This is a genomic window from Pseudomonas sp. B21-012 (assembly GCF_024749305.1).
Lineage (GTDB): Bacteria > Pseudomonadota > Gammaproteobacteria > Pseudomonadales > Pseudomonadaceae > Aquipseudomonas.
In genome coordinates this window covers 4630951-4653392 of sequence record NZ_CP087197.1, presented here as the reverse complement: position 1 = coordinate 4653392, position 22442 = coordinate 4630951, and the positions used below count along the sequence as shown (strand labels likewise).

16 protein-coding genes are annotated in these 22442 nt (G+C 61.8%); 4 read left to right on the top strand and 12 right to left on the bottom strand.

Annotated elements, in window-relative coordinates; genetic code table 11:
- Window positions 1-44 precede the first annotated feature (44 nt).
- Together LOY37_RS21250 and LOY37_RS21245 are read left to right on the top strand one after the other, a co-directional pair.
- Window positions 45-458, top strand: a complete 414-nt coding sequence (locus LOY37_RS21250) for an NUDIX domain-containing protein (RefSeq protein ID WP_258715659.1) — start codon at window positions 45-47, stop codon at window positions 456-458.
- Between the two features lie 22 nt (window positions 459-480).
- Window positions 481-1119, top strand: a complete 639-nt coding sequence (locus LOY37_RS21245) for a LysE family translocator (protein WP_258715658.1) — start codon at window positions 481-483, stop codon at window positions 1117-1119.
- 3 nt (window positions 1120-1122) lie between these two features.
- Here LOY37_RS21245 and metR read toward each other — a convergent pair whose 3' ends face one another.
- Window positions 1123-2040 (bottom strand): transcriptional regulator MetR, encoded by a 918-nt coding sequence (gene metR / locus LOY37_RS21240; protein WP_258715657.1) that lies wholly within the window; start codon window positions 2038-2040, stop codon window positions 1123-1125.
- Window positions 2041-2150: 110 nt separating this feature from the next.
- On the opposite strand from metR, the gene metE reads away from it, so the two are divergent.
- On the top strand, window positions 2151-4460 hold the full coding sequence (gene metE / locus LOY37_RS21235) for a 5-methyltetrahydropteroyltriglutamate--homocysteine S-methyltransferase (RefSeq protein ID WP_258715656.1): 2310 nt from the start codon (window positions 2151-2153) through the stop codon (window positions 4458-4460).
- 42 nt (window positions 4461-4502) lie between these two features.
- Here the strand turns inward: metE and LOY37_RS21230 are convergent, their stop codons facing one another.
- A complete protein-coding gene (locus tag LOY37_RS21230) occupies window positions 4503-9944 on the bottom strand; it encodes a dermonecrotic toxin domain-containing protein (RefSeq protein ID WP_258715655.1) in 5442 nt (1813 codons plus the stop codon).
- 201 nt (window positions 9945-10145) lie between these two features.
- Here LOY37_RS21230 and LOY37_RS21225 point away from each other — a divergent pair, with 201 nt between their 5' ends.
- On the top strand, window positions 10146-11138 hold the full coding sequence (locus LOY37_RS21225; RefSeq protein WP_258715654.1) for an alpha/beta fold hydrolase: 993 nt from the start codon (window positions 10146-10148) through the stop codon (window positions 11136-11138).
- 22 nt (window positions 11139-11160) lie between these two features.
- Here LOY37_RS21225 and LOY37_RS21220 read toward each other — a convergent pair whose 3' ends face one another.
- From LOY37_RS21220 to glpK, 10 genes are all read right to left on the bottom strand, one after another.
- Window positions 11161-11487, bottom strand: coding sequence for a GlpM family protein (locus LOY37_RS21220; RefSeq protein WP_176794324.1), 327 nt, complete (start codon window positions 11485-11487; stop codon window positions 11161-11163).
- Window positions 11488-11520: 33 nt separating this feature from the next.
- On the bottom strand, window positions 11521-12846 hold the full coding sequence (locus LOY37_RS21215; protein ID WP_093380107.1) for a sigma-54 dependent transcriptional regulator: 1326 nt from the start codon (window positions 12844-12846) through the stop codon (window positions 11521-11523).
- A complete protein-coding gene (locus tag LOY37_RS21210) occupies window positions 12843-14750 on the bottom strand; it encodes an ATP-binding protein (protein WP_093380110.1) in 1908 nt (635 codons plus the stop codon). Before LOY37_RS21210 ends, LOY37_RS21215 begins: the two co-directional genes overlap by 4 nt.
- Window positions 14751-14815: 65 nt before the next feature.
- The gene (locus LOY37_RS21205; RefSeq protein ID WP_045197706.1) at window positions 14816-15550 is read right to left on the bottom strand and encodes an amino acid ABC transporter ATP-binding protein; all 735 of its coding nucleotides are present in this window, start codon (window positions 15548-15550) and stop codon (window positions 14816-14818) included.
- Window positions 15547-16215 (bottom strand): amino acid ABC transporter permease, encoded by a 669-nt coding sequence (locus LOY37_RS21200; protein ID WP_176794325.1) that lies wholly within the window; start codon window positions 16213-16215, stop codon window positions 15547-15549. Before LOY37_RS21200 ends, LOY37_RS21205 begins: the two co-directional genes overlap by 4 nt.
- Window positions 16212-16958 carry an amino acid ABC transporter permease gene (locus tag LOY37_RS21195; protein ID WP_045197710.1) on the bottom strand — a complete coding sequence of 249 codons (747 nt, stop codon included), beginning with the start codon at window positions 16956-16958 and terminating at the stop codon, window positions 16212-16214. The genes LOY37_RS21200 and LOY37_RS21195 overlap by 4 nt, the downstream gene beginning before the upstream one ends.
- Before the next feature lie 100 nt (window positions 16959-17058).
- The gene (locus LOY37_RS21190) at window positions 17059-17991 is read right to left on the bottom strand and encodes a glutamate/aspartate ABC transporter substrate-binding protein (protein WP_045197712.1); all 933 of its coding nucleotides are present in this window, start codon (window positions 17989-17991) and stop codon (window positions 17059-17061) included.
- Between the two features lie 287 nt (window positions 17992-18278).
- Window positions 18279-19817 carry a glycerol-3-phosphate dehydrogenase gene (gene glpD / locus LOY37_RS21185; RefSeq protein WP_258715653.1) on the bottom strand — a complete coding sequence of 513 codons (1539 nt, stop codon included), beginning with the start codon at window positions 19815-19817 and terminating at the stop codon, window positions 18279-18281.
- A 183-nt stretch (window positions 19818-20000) separates the two neighbouring features.
- Entirely contained in the window at window positions 20001-20756 is a 756-nt protein-coding gene (locus tag LOY37_RS21180; protein ID WP_045197716.1) for a DeoR/GlpR family transcriptional regulator, read from the bottom strand.
- Between the two features lie 126 nt (window positions 20757-20882).
- Window positions 20883-22382 carry a glycerol kinase GlpK gene (gene glpK, locus LOY37_RS21175; RefSeq protein WP_093380122.1) on the bottom strand — a complete coding sequence of 500 codons (1500 nt, stop codon included), beginning with the start codon at window positions 22380-22382 and terminating at the stop codon, window positions 20883-20885.
- Window positions 22383-22442 lie beyond the last annotated feature (60 nt).

The window sequence follows — 22442 nt, the reverse complement described above, 5'->3', positions numbered from 1 at the left end:
GCCAACATGTGATCCTTGCGCGCTTTCCTGTTCACGAGCGTCCCATGAGCAAAACCATCCGCATCGCCGCCGCCCTCCTGCTTGACCCGCAAGGCCGTACCCTGCTGGTGCGCAAGCGCGGTACCCAGGCGTTCATGCAGCCTGGCGGCAAGATCGAGGCCGACGAGCAGCCGGTCAGCGCCCTGGCCCGCGAGCTGTTCGAGGAGCTGGGCCTGGCGATCGAGGCGCAGGACGCCGAATATCTGGGCCAGTTCAGCGCCCCGGCCGCCAACGAGCCGGGTTTTGTCGTCCAGGCCGAGATTTACAAGGTGCACACCGCCATGCCGGTCGAGCCTGCCGCGGAAATCGAAGAGGTGGTCTGGGTCTCGGCGCGCAAACAACTGACCCTTGAGCTGGCGCCGCTGACCCGGGACTTGATTCTGCCGCTGTACCGGCAGTTAACTACAGCACCTGCCTGATCTCACTTGCAAAGGAATGCCGATGATCCCCACCCATGAATGGCTGCTGTTTATCGGCGCCGCGCTGCTGATGGTGCTCACCCCCGGGCCGAACATGATCTACCTGATTTCCCGTTCGATCTGCCAGGGCCGCATGGCCGGGGTGACGTCGCTGCTGGGGGTGGTCGGCGGCTTTCTGGTGCACATGACGGCCGCAGCCATTGGCCTGACTGCTTTGTTCATGGCCGTGCCGCTGGCCTACGACCTGCTCAAGTGGGCCGGTCCCGGCTACCTGCTGTGGCTGGCCTGGCAGGCGGTCAAGCCGGGTGCCCGTTCGCCGTTCGAGCCTCGCGAGCTGGCGCCGGACTCGCCGCGCAAACTGGTGTTGATGGGTTTTCTGACCAGCGTGCTCAACCCCAAGGTGGCGGTGTTCTACCTCTCGGTGCTGCCGCAGTTCGTCTCGCCGGAAAACGGCTCGGTGCTGCTCCAGAGCCTGGCCCTGGGCCTGACCCAGATCGCCGTAAGCTTTTCGGTCAACCTGCTGATCGCATTGTTCGCCGCCGGCATCGCCGGTTGGTTTGTGCGCTACCCGCTGTGGCTGATGCTGCAGCGCTACGTGATGGGTTTCGTCCTGGCCGGCCTGGCGCTGCGCCTGGTGCAGGAGCAACGCCGGGCGGTGTAAGGCTCAACGTACCGCACTGACGCCATCGAGGGTCGAGAACGAGGTGTCCTTGGCGGTCAGCAAAAAATCACGCATGTATGGCGCATCGAGCATGTCACTGCGCACCGCCGCGTAGAGCGTGGCGAACAGGCCTTTCTCGCCCAGGCGCTTGGCCTTCACGTAGCCGCGCGAGCTGTACTCGTGCAGGGCCCAGTGCGGCATGCCGCAGACCCCGCGGCCGCTGGCCACCAGTTGCATCATCATCACCGTCAATTCGGCCGTGCGCACCTGCGCGGGCTCGACGTCGGCCGGCTCCAGGAAGCGGGTGAAGATGTCCAGGCGGTCACGCTCTACCGGGTAGGTGATCAGGGTCTGCGTGGCCAGGTCTTCCGGCACCATGTACGGCTTGTGCGCCAACGGGTGCTGGTTGGCCACGGCGAGCATGGCTTCGTAGGTAAACAGCGGCACGTAAGTGATGCCGCTGAGCTCCAGCGGGTCGGAGGTCACCACCAGGTCGAGGTCGCCGCGGGCCAGCGCCGGCAACGGGGCGAAGGCAAAGCCCGAGGCCAGGTCCAGTTCGACCTCCGGCCAGGCATCGCGGAACTGGTCGATGGTCGGCATCAGCCACTGAAAGCAACTATGGCATTCGATGGCCATGTGCAGGCGCCCGGCAGTGCCGCCGGCCAGGCGGGCGATGTCACGCTCGGCGCCGCGCAACAATGGCAGGGTGGCATCGGCCAGCTGCAGCAGGCGCAGGCCGGCGCTGGTAAAACGCAGCGGCTTGGTCTTGCGCATGAACAGCGGCATGCCCAGGCGCTCCTCGAGCTCCTTGAACTGATGGGACAGTGCCGACTGGGTCAGGTGCAGGCGTTCAGCGGCCTCGACCAGGCTGTCGGCTTCGCGCAAGGCGTGCAGGGTTTTCAGGTGGCGAATTTCCAGCACCGAGGGGCTCCATGAGTAAACTTTGAGATGAACACGAATTTATTGAGTTTGTCTCATGTTGGTCTGACTGTCGACAATAGCGTCATCTTTTACAGGGAGGACGTTTTCTCATGGCACTGGCCCACAACCTTGGATTCCCGCGCATCGGCGCTGACCGCGAACTGAAAAAAGCACAAGAAGCCTACTGGAAAGGCGATCTCGATCAGGCCGGCCTTGAAGCCGTTGGCCGCGAACTGCGTGCCCGTCACTGGCAGGTGCAGAAAGACGCCGGGATCGAGCTGCTGCCGGTTGGCGACTTTGCCTGGTACGACCAGGTGCTGACTCACTCGCTGACCTTCGGTGCAATTCCCGAGCGCTTCGCCCAGGTTACCGGTGATAACGGCCTGCCGACCCTCGATACCCTGTTCGCCATGGCCCGTGGCGCCAGCACCTGCTGCGGTGCCAGCCACGGCCAGACGCAATATGCGCAAGAGCTGACCAAGTGGTTCGACACCAACTACCACTACCTGGTCCCGGAATTCAGTGCTGACCAGCGCTTTTTGCTCAGTTGGGAACAACTGTTCGAAGAAGTCGCCGAAGCCCAGGCCCTCGGCCACGCGGTGAAACCGGTGCTGATCGGCCCGCTGACCTACCTGTGGCTGGGCAAGGCCAAAGGCGGCGAGTTCGACAAGCTCGACCTGCTTGAGCGCCTGCTGCCGGTGTACGGTGAAATCCTCAGCCGCCTGTCGCGCCAGGGTGTGGAGTGGGTGCAGATCGACGAGCCGATCCTTGGCCTGGACCTGCCGCAGGAATGGAAGAACGCCTTCGAACGTGCCTACCACATCCTCCAGTACTCGCCCCTGAAGAAACTGGTCGCCACCTACTTCAGTGGCCTGGAAGACAACCTCGGCCTGGCCGTCGGCCTACCGGTGGATGGCCTGCACATCGACCTGGTGCGCGCCCCGGAACAACTGCCGGCCGTGCTCGATCGCCTGCCAACCTACAAGGTACTGTCGCTGGGTGTGGTCAACGGCCGCAACGTCTGGCGCTGCGACCTGGACAAGGCCCTGGAGCAGCTGCAACAGGCCCAGCAGCGCTTCGGTGCCAACCTCTGGGTCGCCGGTTCCTGCTCGTTGCTGCACAGTCCCGTGGACCTGTCCCGTGAAGACAAGCTCGATGCCGAGCTGAAAAGCTGGCTGGCCTTCGCCGTGCAAAAGTGTGAAGAGATCGCCGTGCTGGCCAAGGCCCTGGAAACCCCGCACCTGCCAGCAGTACAAAACGCCCTGAGCCACAGCCGCGCGGTACAGAAAAGCCGTGCCGAGTCGCCACGCATTCACAAGCCGCAGGTCCAGGCGCGCCTGGCCGCCGTCACCGCTGCCGACAGCCGGCGTCAGTCGGCCTTCGCCCAGCGTATCGAAGCCCAGCGTCAGCGCCTGCAACTGCCGGCATTCCCGACCACCACCATCGGTTCTTTCCCGCAGACCTCGGCGATCCGCCTGGCGCGGCAGGCCTTTAAGCAGGGCAAGCTCTCGGCCAACGATTACACCGATGCCATGCACAGCGAGATTCGCCATGCCGTGCAGGTCCAGGAGCGCCTGGGCCTGGACGTGCTGGTGCACGGTGAAGCCGAGCGCAATGACATGGTCGAGTACTTTGCCGAGCAGCTGGACGGCTATGCCTTCACCCGCTTTGGCTGGGTGCAGAGCTACGGCTCGCGTTGCGTAAAGCCTGCGATCATCTACGGCGACCTCAGCCGTCCGCAGGCCATGACCGTGGCCTGGATCGAATACGCCCAGCGCCTGACCAGCAAGGTCATGAAGGGCATGCTGACGGGCCCGGTGACCATGCTGATGTGGTCGTTCCCGCGCGAAGACGTGTCGCGCAAGGTCCAGGCCGAGCAACTTGCCCTGGCCATTCGTGACGAAGTGCAGGACCTGGAAGCCGCCGGTATCAAGATCGTGCAGATCGACGAAGCCGCGTTCCGTGAAGGTCTGCCGCTGCGCCGGGCGCAATGGCAGCAATACCTGGGTTGGGCGGTGGAAGCCTTCCGCCTGTGCTCAAGCGGCGTGCGCGATGAAACCCAGATCCACACCCACATGTGCTACAGCGAGTTCAACGATGTGATCGAAGCGATCGCGGCCATGGACGCCGACGTCATCACCATCGAGACTTCACGTTCGGACATGGAGTTACTGGAGGCCTTCGAAGCTTTCGACTACCCCAACGACATCGGCCCGGGCGTCTACGACATCCACTCACCGCGGGTGCCGGACACGGCCGAGATGGTCAAATTGATGAGCAAGGCGGTCAAGCGCATCCCGGCTGAACGCCTGTGGGTCAACCCGGACTGCGGCCTGAAGACCCGTGCCTGGCCGGAGACTGAAGCTGCGTTAATCAATATGGTCGCGGCGGCGCGGCAACTGCGCAGCGAACTGGCGTAGAGCGCGAACCGGGCATCCTGTTCAAGGATGCCCGGTGTGGTTTCAGAAGAGGTTGGCGAAGACACGTTCGGCCAATGGCCGGCCCAGGTCACCTCGCCAGATTTGCACTTCTTCGATCTGGCTGCTTTGCCATTCTGTGCCCAGTTTGCGCTGGGCCGGTATTTTCAAATGGGCTTTGTCGAACTCGGCAAAGCGCGGCTTCTGCTTGTTGTAATGGAAGTGCGCATACCAGAGGGTACGTCGCGGTTGTTGGGTGCGATCATAGATGACGTACTCCTGCAGAAAGTCCGGACGTCCATCGGGGCGTTTTCTTAGTTCCACAAGGCCGCCAACCTTTTCGATCTCCAGCACACCCCGTTGATTCTCTAAGTACTCAAGGTGGCCGCCGTTAGGCTGTTTGGTTTGCAGAATTTGCTGGACGCGCAGTTGACGTCCATCGTTCACCAGCTGTCTTGCGGCTTCGCGCAGTTCGTTGATCAAGTCGTCGGTGGGGCTTAGGCGTTCGATTGTGTTGGCGGCAGCATTCAGGTCGTCGGCCCGTTTGAGCATCAAGTCCTCAAGGCTGGCGGGTTCCAGATTTTGAGTGGCATAACCATCTACTTTGTTGCGAAACGCAGAGGATCCGTCGAGAAACTTGCGTGCCTCGGAGCGGCGTTGTGAAAGCGACGGTTGACTGGCTGAACCTGCGGACGTGTCGGGGTTTTGCAGGATGAACTTACCGTCGGCGCCTTGAATGTAGATTTCGTCACGGCCATTGATGCCCGTGAGCGTGTAGGTGTTGCGCTGTTGTGTGGGAGTACCAATAAGGTAAAGGTCGTCAGTGGTCTGAAACACCCGAGCGCTTGTGGGCTGGTTTTTCGGCACGGTTGGAAGATTTTCGGTGGGTGTATTCAAGTAGCGGCTGTAGTAATTGATGCTGTCGTCGAGGCGACTCTCTAGTACCTTTACAACAGCGGCGTCGAAGTACTCATCATCGCTGATGCTCCAGTAGCGCAGATTGTTCTTGAAGGCTTGAAGTTCATCGACCCCTTGTTTGAGTATTGCACTGCGTTGCGCTCTGCTATGGCTGACCGAAGCAAGCTGGCTCAGGGCATAGAGCATCCGGTCAAGGCGATTGCGCGGTGCTGACAATTTTATCTGAAGATTGGCCCAGCCTAGGTCGAAACCGCTTAGTGGTTTACTGATCAGCTCTTTGAGCTGGTCGATTCGCAGGCCGTTGAGCACCACGGGTGTTAGGGAATCGGTCACTTGGTCGATGTCGCTGATATAGTCCCGTCGGTCAATGCCCCGGGTGATTTTGAGTTTCCAGATCCTCATGTTGTCGAGATGGCGTGCCATCAGTTCAAGCGCTTCAAGAATGTTGCGGCGAAGGGGCAGTGCCTGATTTCTCTTCTGCGCCAGTTGACGGGCAAGGGTGTAAAAAACCTCTCCTGCGGTTCCGTCCGCCGCCAGGGTTTGCGGGATTCTCTGGACCAGTCTGTTGACCTCCAGGCCGATGTTCGCTATTTCGGTATTAATAGACTCGATGCGTGTGATGGCGTTGTTCAATCTGAGGTGGTAACGGCTGGTCAGCATTTTCGCTGTGACGCTCATTTGATCTTTTGTTGCCTGGGCATTGGAGCGTGTTGCCAGTGCCAGGAAGTCTTCGTAGGTTGTGTACAGCGCAATTGCGTCCTTGATGTCCTTTTCGAGCTCTTGTTCTGTGACAGCGAGCCCTTGGCGGTGTTTGTCATTGACTCTGCGTGTTTGCAGTTGAAGGGCTTCACCGTCTGACCTTAACTTGTTTAAAAGCCTTTGGTATTGGCGCTGACGCAGATCTGTCCATGATGTCGGCAGCCGCTCGCGAATCGCCGCTGGCCAGTACGGTGCCAGGGCGTCCACCAAGTTTCCCAGCACCTGCCCGCCGCCTGCACCGCCGCCACGCAGGTGCACGCCATACAGCGCGAAATGGGTGTCCCACTGGCCGTTTTCATTCAGCGCGATATTTTTCCGCCAGGTCTTGAACTGTGTGCCACGCAGACGCCAGGTGTGTTCCGTCTCCAGCCATTGCACCTGGCAGGGGCGGTCGCCCACCAGGATAAAGTCGCCTTTAGCGTGCTGGTAGATGCCTTTGTATTTGCCGATTCGACCCGGTTCGATTCCGGCCAATGACAAGGGGGCCTGATACTCATAACCTTCAAAGCGTGCCAGGCGTCGGGCCGTGCTGGCGCTTACAGGGCCGATGCCAGCCGTCGGGCCAGCTTGCAGCAGTTGCAACTGGCGTTTGCGAGTCAGCAGGCGCGCAGTCAGGGCCTTGATACTCAAGCCTGGCAGCAGGTCAATGGCGGCATCGATGAAGGCCAGCAGGGCTTGTTCGAGGGACTCCAGCGCCTTGTATACTTCATCCTGCAGCAATGCCCTGATCCCCTTGGCACAGGCGTCGAAAAAGTCGTAGACACTGACGACGCTGCCTATCACTGGTATGAAACCCAGTGCCATCTTGATGTAGTTGAAAACCATCCCGCTCTGGTAGGCAAAGTTTTCCAGCCACAGGTCACGGTTCGATCGCGAGGTCGCTCTGTGGGCTTCGAGCCTGCGTCCGGCTTGGGCATCCAGCAGGTGCTGGGCCAGGGATGTGGTCGAGGGCCACGCCGAACCCAGGCCGATGATGCCGTCGAAACGGTGCTCGATGGCCTGGCGCATCCGCGAGCGGTGATTCTCCGGATTGCCCAGCAGAGCGCGGTCGGCAAGGTAGTCGATCTCGCCGCTTTGTTTGCTCAGTTCATACAAGCCGGCGCGGGCCTCTTCGAGGCTAGAGTATTGGCGCACCAGCCGGGTTGGATGGTCGGGGCGGTAGAGCACGGTGACGCCGCTATTCTGGTCAGTGACGAAAGTGACCCCGGACAGTGTGGTGCCGTAGCTTTCGGTGTCCTCGCCCCCTGCGGTCAACCGGGCGGGGATCAGGCGAATGTCGTGGCCGTCGGCCAGGTAGGCCGCTGCGCTATCGGCGTCGATGGCGATGTTGAAAATCTTCTGGCCCTTGTCGTCCAGCTCGCCCTTGGCCCTGGCCTGAACACTGTGCAGCTTGAGCATCTGACGAAAAGGTTCGCCCAGGCATTGGCGACGATAGGCCCGGGCAAAGGGGCTTTCATGAGTGCCACGATATACTTCGGAGAGTTTATCCTCGTACTTCTGGGCCAGATCCAGGTCACTGGCTAGGTCGCTCAGGTAGGTTTTGTCGATGCCGTCTGTCAGCTGTTGAGCCAGCGTCTGGTCCGGCGTTTGCAACTTGAGCTTAAGAAAGCTCAAGCGGTCGCGCATCGCCTCGTCGACGTTCTCCAGCAAAAGATTTTCCAGCGTCAAGTCTACCCAAGTGCTGCTGGGCTTGAGCGTCAGCTTCGTGGCAATGCCCTGCGGGCTTGTGCTGTCGACCACAACCCGGACCCACGCGGCGCTCTGTGGCAGGTGGAGGGTGATGGGGCTGTCATCGTATTCAGGAAAGTCCAGCTTCAGGCGCTGGCTTACGAGCTGGCGGCAGAACAGGTCGATGGGCGGCAGGTCGCGAGCGACAAGCGCCTGGGCGCGGTACATGGCGGTAATGAAGCCAAGGGTGCCGGACTTCAGCTCTTGGCGGTCACCGTCGGACAGGCCTGCCAGCCAATCCAGGGAAATGTTGCTCAGAGCGGCACTGGTCTCCTGTTCCTGGATTAAGGTGAACGCATACTCGCGGGCGGCATGCCGAGGCACGCTCAGGCGCTGCGCCAGCGTTTCGCTCACCGCCGCGGACGATGGGTCGCCAGCGAGTGCAATCGTGGCTTGGGCAGCTTGGGCAAAGTGATGGGCCAGCACCTGGGCCAGGACATCGCCGGTCACCGGGCTCAGGCTCAAGGACTCATTTTCCTCGGCACTGACCGCGAAGCAGCGTGCAAGCTCGTCATGGTTGGCGCAGCGCAGCAATCCGCCGGCCTCGCCTGGCCAGTACAGCAGCAGGCTGTGCGCCGCGTCATCGCTCTGCAGGGTTACCACCAGGCAGCCGTGCAGGGTGGTGCTGGTAGAGGTTTCGGTGCCCTCGTCCATCGACGTCGAGGTGAGCACCGGATGTGCCGCGACGATGCTGGAACCCTGGCGCGGGAAGCTTTCGGGGTGATCGAGAAGACTTTCCAGCCATCTCATTTCCTCGTCGTCGATCTGTCCCATCAGGTTCTGGAAGCGGGCATGGGCACGTAAGCCCTGATAATGCGCCTTGAGCAAATCTGCACTGGCAGCAGGGGGGGGCTCGGTGGCCCAGGTGTTGGCTTGTAGCTGTTGCTCGATGGCCTGTTCTGCTTGTTGGCAAGCATCCTCCAGGGCTTGCTGATGATCCTTGAGCGATTGCAGATTGGTTTCGGCCAGGCTGGCCATCAGTGTCTGCTGGGTGATGATCTGTTGCAGGCGGATGGGGTAGGGAATGTCGAGGCTCAGGCTGCCGAAATCATAGAGCGAACGCGGCTGGGGGGCGTCGCTGTCTAGCATTTCAATGGCCGGCGCCACGCTCAATGCTATTGAATCACGCTGCTGGGTATCGACCCAATGGATGAGCGACAGGGCGAGTTCGCCAAATTGCTGGATATCTGCGCCGGGCTTGTTGTCCAGTGCGTCCAGACGCTTATTGAGAAGGCTGTTGAACAGCGAGGCGAAGCCGGCCGAGAGGCTGTCTTGGCTTTCATAGCTGAAGCTTGAGGCCGAGGAGCCCATGGCCTTTTCCAGATTCGACTGGGAGGTGTAGGCACTGAAGTTGGGCGTGCTGCCGGGGCGATAGAGCATCAGTTGCGGTTCGTCTTCGATGTTGAACAGCAGCGCCCCCGGCATGACTTGGCCGTCAATCGAAAGTGTCCTGATATCGATGGGTTTGCCTTCCTGGCGGAGCCATTCAGGGTTATTGAGCACGCCGCTGACCGAGCGCTGCTGTTGAGCATTGAAGTTTCCCGTTGCCACCGCCACATCCCAACTGGCCCTGAAAACCTCCAGGTACTGGTTCAGGGCATGACTGCGGCGGCTGATGGCGGTATCCGAGGCCCGCGCATGCCAGTAGTCATCCCACTGCCGTCTGACTGCTGCGGGAATATCCAGTTGGGCAAGTGTGGCGAGCAACTGCGTGGGTGTCAGGCGCATAAGCGGATGATCGGCGCCCAGGCCTGTCAGTTGGGCGCGCTGGTCGAGGTCTGCCGGGGGCTGAGGATATTGGCGCGTGTGGGCCGCAAGGGCGACCAGGCTGACATCGCTGTGGTGCGTGTCAGAAATCTTGAATCGCAGAGCAGTACTGAGCGGATCGACACCCAGCTGTTCGCGTACTACGTCCTGTAGTGTCTGGTAAACGCCGGGTGCTTGTGCAAGCAAGGAAGTGAAGGTATCGCGATGGTCTTTCCAGCGTTTGCTGGCATCTGCCAGCAACGCAGTGTCGTGGTTTATGACTGAAATGAAATCCACAGGAGAGTGAGGGGCGGGGACTTCTGGCAAATCGCTCATGGCGGTATCCCAAACGTGAAGTTATGGCCGGAAATGGCGTTCACATTGGGCGCGAGGCGTTGCCGCTAGATGCGGTACATAGGTACTGCGGATAACCGTCGGGCGACATTCATCAAACTGTCACGCAACTGTGGCAGCGCGCTTGAACGAATTTCATCAGACTCGCGCTCTACTGGGGATTTGCATTCTGGTGTTTCGCTCATGCGGGCTTTGGTTTTTTTTCTGGCGCTGATGTGCGCCATTCCTTCTTTTGCAGCGTCGCGTTGCGACGTCAACGTGCCCACTGAACGGGTCGAGCTGGCGCAGGTCAGCCTGGCTTACCAGAGTATCGGGCGTGATTCTGACCCGGCCTTGCTGCTGGTCATGGGCCTGGGCGGACAACTGATCCACTGGCCCGATGAAGTGGTGGTGGCCCTGTGTCAGCAGGGCTTTCGGGTGATCCGCTACGATAACCGCGATGTCGGCCTGTCCAGCTGGAACCAGGCGCCAGACGACGCCAACCTGACCTTCGAAGTACTGCGCTACAAGCTGGGTTTGCCGGTGGCCGCGCCTTACACCCTGAGCGACATGGCCGAAGACGGCCTGGGGTTGATGGATGCCCTGCAGGTCGAGCGCTTTCATGTCCTGGGCGTGAGCATGGGCGGCATGATCGCCCAGCATCTGGCGGCGCTGGCACCGCAGCGGGTCGAGAGCCTGACCCTGATCATGTCCAGTTCCGGTGCCCAGGGCCTGCCGGCACCAAGCCCGGCGCTGGTGCAGTTGCTGGCCAGGCGCGGTGCGCCGAATCGCGAGGTGGCGCTTGAACAGCAGGCCGACTTGCTGGCCGCCTTAGGCAGCCCCGAGGTCAAGGATGATCGTCAGGCGCTGCTTGAGCAGGCAGCGATAGCCTACGACCGCGCCTTCAACCCCGAAGGGGTCAAGCGCCAGATCATGGCGATCCTCGCCGAACAGAGCCGGGTTGAGCTGCTCAACAACCTGCGCCTGCCGACCCTGGTGGTGCATGGCACCGCCGACCCGCTGCTGCCGGTGATGCATGGCGTACACCTGGCCGCGCACATCAAGGGCAGCCAGCTACGCCTGATTCCAGGCCTGGCGCATCGCTTTCAGGAGCAGTTCAAAGGGCCGTTGCTGGGTGCGGTGTTGCCGTATCTGAACACGCAGCGCCTGGCCGATACCCATGTGGCGGTGTATTGAGACTGCTGCTGCCCTGAACAGGTCAATGCAACCTGACCCAGACACTCACCAGCACCGTCGCCGCCACCAGCCAGGCCAGGGTCGCCAGGGCCAGCGAAGTTTCCAGGCGCAGGCGCTCGACCAGCAGGTACAGCGTCGCCAGGTAAACGAAGTAGGGGATGATCGACCACGCACTGAACAGGATGGTGGTCTTCAGGTCCTCCAGTGAACGCCCCTTGCCGACGATGTAGTGGGCGATCAGGGCGAAGGTCGGGAACAACGGCACCAGGCCGGCTATGTAGTAGTTGCGGGTCTTGGCCAGGGCGGCAAGGATCACCACCACGGCCGCACCCAGGCAGGCTTTGAGGATCAGGTCCACGTTTTGTTCCGTTTCTGCGGCCGGTCAGCCCAGGCCATACTTTTTCACTTTGTCGAACAGCGTGGTCTTGGCCATGCCCAGCTCCTGGCTGGCCTGGCTGAGGTTGCCGCCGGTACGTTGCAGGGCATCGCCGAGCAGGTTGCGCTCGAAGGCCTCGACCGCTTCGGCAAAGCCCAGGCCCTGGTTGGCGCTGGCACCGGCCTTTTTGAATGCCGGCAAACCCAGGGCATAGCGCTCGGCGACGTTGCGCAGTTCGCGCACGTTGCCTGGCCAGTCGTGGGCCATCAACCGCGACAGGGTCTGGCTGTCCAGTTGCGGGACTTCCCGGTCGAAGCGCAATGACGACTGCTGCAGGAAGTGTTCGAACAACTGCAGGATGTCTTCGCGGCGTTCGCGCAGCGGCGGCAGTTCCAGGGTCACCACGTTCAGGCGGTAATACAGGTCGCTGCGAAACTGCCCGCTCTGGCCCAGGGCGTCGAGGTCGGACTTGGTCGCGGCGATCACCCGGCAATCGACGGCGATGCTCTGGTTCGAGCCCAGGCGTTCCAGGGTGCGTTCCTGCAGCACGCGCAGCAGCTTGATCTGCAGGTTCAGCGGCATGCTTTCGACTTCGTCGAGGAACAGCGTGCCACCGTTGGCGTGCTCGATCTTGCCGATACGGCGCTTGCCGGCGCCGGTAAAGGCATTGGCTTCGTGGCCGAAAATCTCGCTTTCGAACAGGTTCTCCGGCAGACCGCCGCAGTTCAGCGCCACGAACGGCGCGCCCTGGCGGCGGCTGAAATCATGCAGGCAACGGGCGACCAGTTCCTTGCCGGTGCCGGTCTCGCCCTCGATCAACACATTGGCCGAGGTATCGGCGACGTTGGCGATCAGTTCACGCAGGTTCTGCATGGCCGGCGAGCGGCCGATGATTCGCCCTTCAAGGGTACTCTGCCCGGCCAGTTGCCGGCGCAGGGCAAACACTTCGCGGGACAGCCCGCGCTGCTCCAGGGCACGGCGCACCACTTCGACCAGGCGCTCCGGGGCGAAGGGTTTTTCCATGAAGTCGTAGGCGCCGTTGCGCATGGCGCCGACCGCCATGTCGATATCGCCGTGGCCGGTGATCAGCACCACCGGCAGGCTGCGGTCGCGGGCCTTGAGGCGGCTGAGCAGTTCCAGGCCATCGATGCCGGGCAGGCGGATGTCGCTGACAACGATGCCGGCAAAGTCATCGCCGATGCGCTGCAGGGCCTCTTCGGCGCTGCCGACGCCTTCGCAGGCAATGTCTTCCAGGGCCAGCGCCTGCTGGCAGCCGAGCAGCACATGCGGGTCGTCTTCGACGATCAGGACAGTTAGGGGCGCTTGGTTCATAGGGACTCGGCTGATTCTGTGGGGGCATTGACCAGCGGCAGGCCGAGCACGAACGCAGTACCGCCGCTGGCGGGGTGTTCGACGCTGAGGCTGCCCTTGGCGGCGGCGGCGAGGCTGGCAGACAGGGTCAGGCCCAGGCCCAGGCCGTGCTCTCCCGGTTTGGTGGTGAAAAACGGTTCGAACAGGTGCTTGCGTGCTTCGTCATCGATACCGTGACCGTTGTCGCGTACGCGCAGGCGGTACTTGTCGCCCTGCAGCTCGCCTTCCAGCCACAGCTGCGGCATCGGTTGCGCGGCCATGGCATCGAGGGCGTTGCCGATCAGGTTGACCAGAATCTGCTCCAGGCGGGTCTGGTCAATGGCCAGCTTCTGGTCTTCGTAGTTGCTGTGCAACTGCAGGTGACAGCCGGCGATGCGGTTGCCCAGCACTTGCAGGCTGGCCTCGACGGCCTTGCCCAGCGAGGCCTTGCCGCTGTCTTCGCCTCGGCGGGCGAAGGAGCGCAGGCTGGCGGTGATGCGGCCCATGCGGTCGATCAGGTCGTTCATGGTGCGCAGGTTGGTGCTGACGGTTTCCAGCGCGCCGCGTTCGAGGAAGCGCACGCTGTTGCCCGACAAAGTGCGCAGGGCCGCCAGCGGCTGGTTCAGTTCGTGGGCGATGCTGGTCGACATCTGGCCGATGGCGGCCAGCTTGCCGGCCTGGACCAACTCGTCCTGGGCGTGGCGCAGGGTCTGCTCGGCATGTCGGCGTTCGCGGATCTGGCCCTTGAGGCGTTCATTGCTGGCGCGCAGGTCGGCGGTGCGTTCGGCGATCTTGCGCTCCAGCTGGCTGTTGGCTTCTTCCAGCGCTTCACGGGCGGCCAGGCGCGTGGCGATCACCTTGCGCCGTTCGTTCCAGGCAATCAGCAGGATCGCCAGCAGGGCAAAGGCGACGCCGACCAGGATGCCCTGGACCATGGATTCGCGGCGCAGATCCTGCAGCGGCGTGAGCAGGGTGAAGTGCCAGGGGGTGTCGCTCAGGCGCCGGGTTTGCGCCAGGTACGCCACTTCGCGGCGGCCATCGCCGAGTTCGGCATTGGCCGGGAAGCTCAGCTTCTCGACGCCGTCGGCGATTTTCTCCCGCGACAGCGGCTCCAGTTCATTCAGCGGCCACCAGTAGTACTGCAGGCTGCGCGCCAGGCGTTCCTTGATTTCCGGGGTCAGCGGGCGCACCGACTTGAGCCGCCGTGCCGGGTCGCTGGAAAGGATGATGATGCCGTTCTCGTCGCTGACGAACGCCTCCAGGCGCGCCCGTTGCCAGCGCTCTTCCATGGCCTCAAGGCGCACCTTGATCACCGCCACGCCGATGATCTTGCCGTGTTCTTCCAGGCCGTGGGCGAGGAAATAACCCGGCTCCCCGGTGGTGCTGCCGATGCCATAAAAGCGCCCCGGCTGGCCGCGCACGGCGTCCTGGAAATAGGCGCGGAACGACAGGTCTTCGCCGAGGAAGCTGTCGACATCGCGCCAGTTGCTGGTGGCCTGGACCCGGCCGCTGGTGTCGAGGACGAAGATCGCCCGGCTGCGACTGCGGCGGTTCAGGCCTTCAAGGTATTCGTTGACCGCCTGGCGGTGTTCGCCATCGGCTTCGGTGAGCAGGCTGGAAACGCTGTTTTCAAGCTCCAGCAGGCTTGGCAGGTAGGTGTACTTGCTGATCTCGCTCTCGACCGCGCGCGCGTGCAGCTCGAGCTGGCGCTCGCCGTTTTCGCTCAAGGTGCGGATGCCGTTGTGTTCGCTGATCATGAAGCCGGCCACGCCCAGGCCGATCATCAGCAGGATGATCAGTGGCGGTAACAGCAGCTGGCGAATCAGACGGGGTTTCACGGCAAGGGCAGGCTTGGCAGGGCGAAAGAGCGTAGGGTCGCATTTCATCACAGTAGCCTTGGTACGGCCAGCACGCTCTGCCGGCGTACACCGGACAGAGCGTGATGATCACCTCAGTGTTGCAGGATCTTGCTGAGGAAGTGCTGGGTACGCTCATCGCGCACGCTCTGGTCACCAAAGAACTCTTCCTTGGTGCAGTCTTCGATGATGTTGCCCTTGTCCATGAAGATCACCCGGTTGGCGACCTTGCGGGCAAAGCCCATTTCATGGGTCACGCACATCATGGTCATGCCTTCGTTGGCGAGCTGGACCATGACGTCGAGTACTTCGCTGACCATTTCCGGGTCCAGTGCCGAGGTCGGTTCGTCGAACAGCATGACGATCGGGTCCATGGCCAGGGCGCGGGCAATCGCCACGCGCTGTTGCTGACCACCGGAGAGCTGGCCCGGGTGCTTGTGGGCATGCGCCGAGAGGCCGACCCGCTCAAGCAGTTGCAGGCCCTTCTTGGTGGCTTCTTCCTTGCTGCGGCCGAGCACCTTGATCTGCGCGATGGTCAGGTTTTCGGTGATGGTCAGGTGCGGGAACAGCTCGAAGTGCTGGAACACCATGCCGACCCGCGAACGCAGCTTGGGCAGGTTGGTCTTGGGGTCGGCGATCGAGGTGCCGTCGACCACGATGTCACCCTTCTGGAAGGGTTCCAGGGCGTTGACGCACTTGATCAGGGTCGATTTGCCCGAGCCCGACGGACCGCAGACGACAACCACCTCGCCTTTCTTGACCTCGGTGTTGCAGTCGGTCAGAACCTGGAAGTCCCCGTACCACTTGTTGACGTTCTTGATGGAGATCATACGGTTATCCTTTTCTGCAGACGCTTGACCAGGAAGGAAGCGGAGAAGCTGATGACGAAGTACACGGCGCCGGCAAACACCAGGAACTCGTTGGAGCGCCCGATGATGTCGCCACTGGCCCGTGCCGAGTTGAGGAAGTCGACCAGGCCGACGGTATAGACCAGCGAGGTGTCCTGGAACAGGATGATGCTCTGCTGCAGCAGCAGCGGGGTCATCTTGCGAAACGCCTGAGGCAGGATGATCAAGCGCATGGTCTGGCCGTAGGTCATACCCAGGGCTTGGGCGGCGCCCATCTGGCCCTTGGCGATCGACTGCACGCCGGCGCGGACGATTTCACAGAAATACGCCGCCTCGAACATCATGAACGCCACGACGCAGGAGGTGAACGCCCCGATCGGGGTGTCTTCGCCAGTGATCCAGCGCAGCACGAACGGTACCGCCAGGTAGAACCAGGTGATCACCAGCAGCAGCGGGATGGAGCGAAAGTAGTTGACGTAGGCGCCGGCCACGTTCGACAGCAGCTTGTTCGACGACAGGCGCATCAGGGCCAGGATGGTGCCCAGTACGATACCGCCGACAACGCCCATGACCATCAGCTGCAGGGTCATGAGCATGCCGTTCCACAGGCCCGGCAGGGCAGGAATGATTCCACTGAAGTCCATTATTTACCCCCCACGGAGATCAGGCCGGGCACGGCGACTTTCTTCTCGACCAGGCGCATCAGCAACATCAGGCCCATGTTCAGGGTGAAGTAGATCAGGGTCGCCAGGGTGAAGGCTTCAAACAGGTTGGCCGAGAACTCGGCGGTCTGTTTGGTTTGCGCCAGCAGCTCCATCAGGCCGATCAGCGAGGCCACCGAGGAGTTCTTGAACACGTTCAGAAATTCCGAGGTCAGCGGCGGAATGATGATCCGGTAGGCTTGCGGCAGCAGCACGTTCCAGTACACCTGCGGCAGGCTGAAGCCCATGGCGCGGGCGGCGGCTTCCTGGCCGCGGGGCAGCGCCTGAATGCCGGTACGCACCTGCTCGCAAACACGCGCGGCAGTGAACAGGCCCAGGCAGACGATCACGCTGATCAACGCCGAGGTGGTCGGGTTGAGGTCCTGCTTGTACCACTCCTGCAGGTTCTCTGGCAGCAGGTCGGGCACCAGGAAGTACCAGATGAACAGCTGCACCAGCAGCGGTACGTTACGAAAGAGTTCCACGTAGGCGGTGGCAATGCCCGACACCAGACGGTTTGGCACGGTACGCATGACGCCGAGTATCGAACCCAGCAGCAAGGCAATGATCCAGGCGGCGATGGCAATGGCGATGGTCCAGCCCAGGCCGGTGATGTACCAGTCCAGATAGGTTTCGCTGCCCACGCCAGTGGACTTGAAGAATACGCCCCAGTCCCAGTTGTAATTCATCGGGATCTCCCCTCAGATCAGTTTTTCACGGGCACCTTCGAGCATCCGGGGGCGCGCGAGGCACCCTCGGATGAAAGGTTAGACACTAACTAGCTGGGGATCAGGACTTCTTTTCGTCTGCAGCTTTGTCGGTTGGTTCGGCGATCAGCTTCTTGAGTTCGTCGCTCATCGGGAACTGCAGGTTCAGGCCTTTAGGTGGCACTGGCTGGTTGAACCACTTGTCGTAGATCTTGTTGATCTCGCCCGACTTGTAGAGGGCGACGATGGCATCGTCGACGGCTTTCTTGAACGCAGGATCGTCCTTGCGGACCATGCAGCCGTAGATTTCATAGGACTGCGGGGTGCCGACAATTGCCCAGCCCTTCGGGTTCTTGGCCTTGGCCATTTCACCGGCGAGCAGTGCGTCGTCCATCATGAAAGCCACGGCACGGCCGGATTCAAGCATCTGGAACGACTCGCCATGGTCTTTGGCCGAGATGACGTTCATCTTCATCTGCTTGTCGGCGTTCATGGCCTTGAGGATGCGCTCGGAAGTGGTACCGGCGGTGGTAACCACGTTCTTGCCGGCCAGGTCCGCGAAGTCTTTGTACTTGGCGTTTTCCGGCTTGCCGTCTTCTGCTTTGGTCAGCAGGCGGGTGCCCACCTCGAAGATACCGACCGAGAAGTCGACCTGCTGCTGGCGCTCGACGTTGTTGGTGGTCGAGCCGCACTCGACGTCAACGGTGCCGTTCTGGACCAGCGGGATACGGGTCTGGGAGGTGACGAGGTTGTATTTGACCTTCAGGTCCGGCTTGTTCAGGTCCTTTTTCAGGGCCTCGACGATTGCCAGCTGGATGTCATGGGAGTAACCGACGGGTTTGCCCGAAGCGTCGGCGATGTAGGAGAACGGAATGGAAGCGTCGCGGTGCCCCAGGGTAATGGTGCCCGACTCGTTGATCTTTTTCAGGGTGCCGGTCAGTTCGGCAGCGAAGGCTGGCGCGCTGATCAAAGCGGCCGCAACAGCGGCGCCCAACAGATGGGGAACGATACGCATCAAAATTTCCTCGACGTTGTTTTTTTTATGGAGCCGTTGGCCGGCTCTTTCGTTCAGCGAACACTGCAGTGAAGCGTTTTGCGCATTCGGGTACTGAGTGTAGAGCATGACTCGTGCCAAGCCCTGATTTCGATCATAACGCCATGAAAAATCGGGGGATTAATCTTTTTTGACGGTTTGCGGAAGGTAGGATTCGTCCGGATGGCCGAATGAGGTGGTGTTTAGTGTTCGGAAATCCGAATGAATGGGTTCATCGCGAGGCTTTGCCCCGCGATGATGTTCAGCGATCAGGCCGCCTGAACCCGCGCGCGGTTCAGTTCCAGGCGCTGCAGGTAATCCTGCAACGCCTGTTGTTCGGCGGCGGTAGTGAACAGCCCCAGCTTGCTCCGGCGCCAGAGGATGTCGTCGGCATTCACCGCCCATTCCTCGCTGCACAGGTAATCCACCTCGCGGGTGAACAAGCCGCCGCCAATCGCCTCACCCAGGTCTTGCGGGCCCTGTACGCCTTCGAGCAGGCGCCAGACGCGGCTACCGTAGGTGCGTGCCCAGCGCTTGGCAATCTCCACCGGCAACCAGCCACAGCGGGCCAGGATGGCATCCACCAGCGCCTGCGGGGTGCTCATGTCTTCACCGCCCGGCAGGGGAGCGCTGGCGGTCCAGCTGCCGCGCATCTGGGAGAAGAACGGCGCCAGTTCGCTCATGGCCGACTCGGCCAGTTTGCGGTAGGTGGTCAGCTTGCCGCCGAACACCGATAGCAGCGGTGCTTCGCCGGTGCTGGCCGACAGCGCCAGGGTGTAGTCGCGGGTGACGGCCGACGGGTTGTCGGATTCGTCGTTGCACAGTGGGCGAACACCGGCATAAGTGTGGAGGATATCGGCGCGGCTGAGCTGGTGGTTGAAGTGCTCGTTGACCACTTTCAGCAGGTAATCGGTCTCGCCCTCGGTGATAGCTACCTTGGCCGGGTCGCCGGTGTACTCGTGGTCGGTGGTGCCGATCAGGGTGAAGCGTTCCAGGTACGGAATGGCGAAGACGATGCGCTGATCTTCGTTCTGCAGAATGTAGGCATGTTCGCCGTCGTACAGTTTTGGCACGATCAGGTGGCTGCCCTGGATCAGGCGGATGCCGTACGGCGCATCGAGCTTGAGGTCGTCCTGGATGAACTTGGCCACCCACGGGCCCGCGGCATTGACCAGGGCGCGGGCCTTGATCGACTGCTGGCTGCCGTCGGCGTTTTCCAGTTGCACGTTCCACACCCCATCGACCCGGCGGGCGCTGATGCAGCGCGTGCGGGTCCGGATGTCGGCGCCTTTTTCGCGAGCGGCCATGGCGTTGAGCACCACCAGGCGGGCGTCATCGACGGCGCAGTCGGCATATTCGAAGCCACGGGTAATCGCCGGTTTGAGCGGGTTGCCCGGGCCAAAACGCAGGCTGCGCGACGCACCGAGCTGCTTGCGCTTGCCCAGGTTGTCGTAGAGGAACAGGCCGGCGCGGATCATCCAGGCCGGGCGCAGGTGTGGGCGGTGCGGCAGCACGAAGCGCATCGGCTTGACGATGTGCGGCGCCTTGGCCAACAGCACTTCGCGCTCGGCCAGAGCCTCACGCACCAGGCGGAATTCGTAATGCTCGAGGTAGCGCAGGCCGCCGTGGATCAGCTTGCTGCTGGCCGAGGAGGTATGGCTGGCCAGGTCGTCCTTTTCGCAAAGGAACACCGAAAGACCGCGTCCGGCTGCATCGGCGGCAATCCCCACACCGTTGATGCCACCGCCGATTACAGCGAGGTCATAGATTTCGGCAAGGGCGGGCGATGGCAAGCTGGATTGGGACACGGGTGGCCTCCTGAAGGTCTTTCCGACATCGAATCTGAACATTAATGTTCACTTTCGAAAATACTAGCGCAACAGAATGCGGCTCGCCAGTCACTTCCCATAGAAAATACTGATCAGATGACAAATAAATGAAAAATAACGAACATTCGAGCTGCCACCGTTGCGGTGGCAGCGTGCGCCGGCTCAGACCACTTCGAGGCGGATCTTGTACTGGTTGAGCAATTGGCTGAGGGCGGGGACCGGCGCCTGGTCGGTCACCAGGCAGTCGATCAGGCTGATCGAGCCCAGGCGCACCATGGCATTACGGCCGAACTTGCTCGAGTCGGCGGCCAGGATCACCTGGCGGGCATTGGCGATGATCGCCTGGGAGACACGCACTTCCTGGTAGTCGAAATCCAGCAGGCTGCCGTCCTCGTCGATGCCGCTGATACCGACCAGGGCGAAATCGACCTTGAACTGGTTGATGAAGTCGACACTGGCCTGGCCGACCACGCCGCCGTCACGGCGCACGTTGCCGCCGGCCAGCAACACTTCGAAATCGTCCTTGGCACTGAGGATCGACGCCACGTGCAGGTTGTTGGTGATGATTTTCAGGTGGTTGTGGTTGAGCAGGGCGCGGGCGATGGATTCGGTAGTGGTACCGATATTGATGAACAGCGAAGCGTGGTCGGGAATCTGCGCGGCAATCGCTTCGGCGATGCGCTGCTTTTCATCGCGCATCTGGTCGGCGCGCATGGCATAGGCGGTGTTTTCGATGCTGGAATCGTAGGCCGCGCCCCCGTGGTAGCGGCGCAGCAGATTGACCTCCGCCAGCTGGTTGATATCACGGCGGATGGTTTGCGGGGTGACGACGAACAGCTGCGCCATTTCTTCGATACTGACATAACCGCGTTCGCGGACCAGTTCGAGGATTTGTTGTTGGCGAGGGGGCAGATTCATGGGCGGTCCTTTGGGGCAGCCGGGCAAATTGCGCCATGAAAACAGCTCAAGCTACAAGCTGCAAGCCACAAGATGATTCGCGTCTTACGCACTTGCAGCTTGTAGCTTACAGCTTGCGTCTACTGCCTACTCTTCGTGCGGTTCCCAATCGCGGGTGCGATCCACGGCTTTCAGCCAGCCGGCATACAGCTTCTCTTTGGCCACTTCGTCCAGTTGCGGAGTGAACTCGCGCTCGATGATCGCCTTGCCGCGCAGTTCATCCAGGCCGCTCCAGAAACCGCAGGCCAGGCCCGCCAGGTAGGCGGCGCCGAGGGCGGTGGTTTCGCGCATTTGCGGGCGCTCGACACAAGTGCCGAGGATGTCGGCCTGGAACTGCATGAGGAAATTGTTGGCGACAGCGCCGCCGTCAACCCGCAGTTCGCTCAGGCGCTGGCCGCAATCCTGCTGCATGGCGTCGAGCACGTCGCGGGTCTGGTAGGCGATCGACTCCAGCGCCGCGCGGATGATGTGATCGACCTTGACCCCGCGGGTCAGGCCGAACAGTGCGCCGCGGGCGTACGGGTCCCAGTACGGAGCGCCGAGGCCAGTGAAGGCCGGCACCAGGTATACGCCGTTGCTGTCCTTGACCTTGCTGGCGAAGTACTCGGTGTCGTGGGCATCGTTGACGATCTTCAGTTCGTCACGCAGCCACTGAACGGTAGAGCCGCCGTTGAACACCGCGCCTTCCAGGGCGTAGGCCACTTCGCCGCGCGGGCCGCAGGCGATGGTGGTGAGCAGGCCGTGGGAGGAGGTCACTGCCTTGTCGCCGGTGTTCATCAGCAGGAAACAGCCGGTGCCGTAGGTGTTCTTGGCCTGGCCGGGCTCCACGCACATCTGGCCGAACAGCGCGGCCTGCTGGTCGCCAGCGATACCGGCAATGGCGATACCGCTCTTGGTGCGGCCGTAGACTTCCGAGGAGCTGCGCACCTCGGGCAGCATCTGCCGAGGGATGTTCAGCACCTCGAGCATCTTCTCGTCCCACTCCAGGGTGTGGATGTTGAAGAGCATGGTGCGCGAGGCGTTGGTGTAGTCGGTGACGTGCACTTTGCCGCCGGAGAATTTCCAGATCAGCCAGCTGTCGACGGTGCCGAACAGCAAGTCGCCACGCTCGGCGCGCTCGCGGGCGCCTTCAACGTTGTCGAGAATCCACTTGAGCTTGGTGCCGGAGAAGTAGGGGTCGGTGACCAGGCCGGTGGTTTCGCGGATGTAGTCCTGCAGGCCGTCACGCTTGAGCTGCTCGCAGATCTCGGTGCTGCGCCGGCATTGCCAGACGATGGCGTTGTACACCGGGCGGCCGGTCTCCTTGTCCCAGACCACGGTGGTTTCACGCTGGTTGGTGATACCGATGGCGGCGACCTGGTCATGGCTCAGGCCAGCCTGGGCCAGGGCTTCGACCATGGTCGCGCTCTGGGTGGCGAAGATTTCCATCGGGTCGTGCTCGACCCAGCCGGCTTGAGGGTAATGCTGTGCGAATTCGCGCTGCGAGGTGCCAACTACGTTGGCGTCACGGTCGAAAATGATGGCCCGCGAACTGGTCGTGCCCTGGTCCAGGGCAATGATGTAGTTCTTGTTCTGGGTGTCTGTCATGTCGTTGGCCTTGCACTAAATGGGGTAGAGATCAGGGCGCGGCGAGCCTGGCTCGCCACC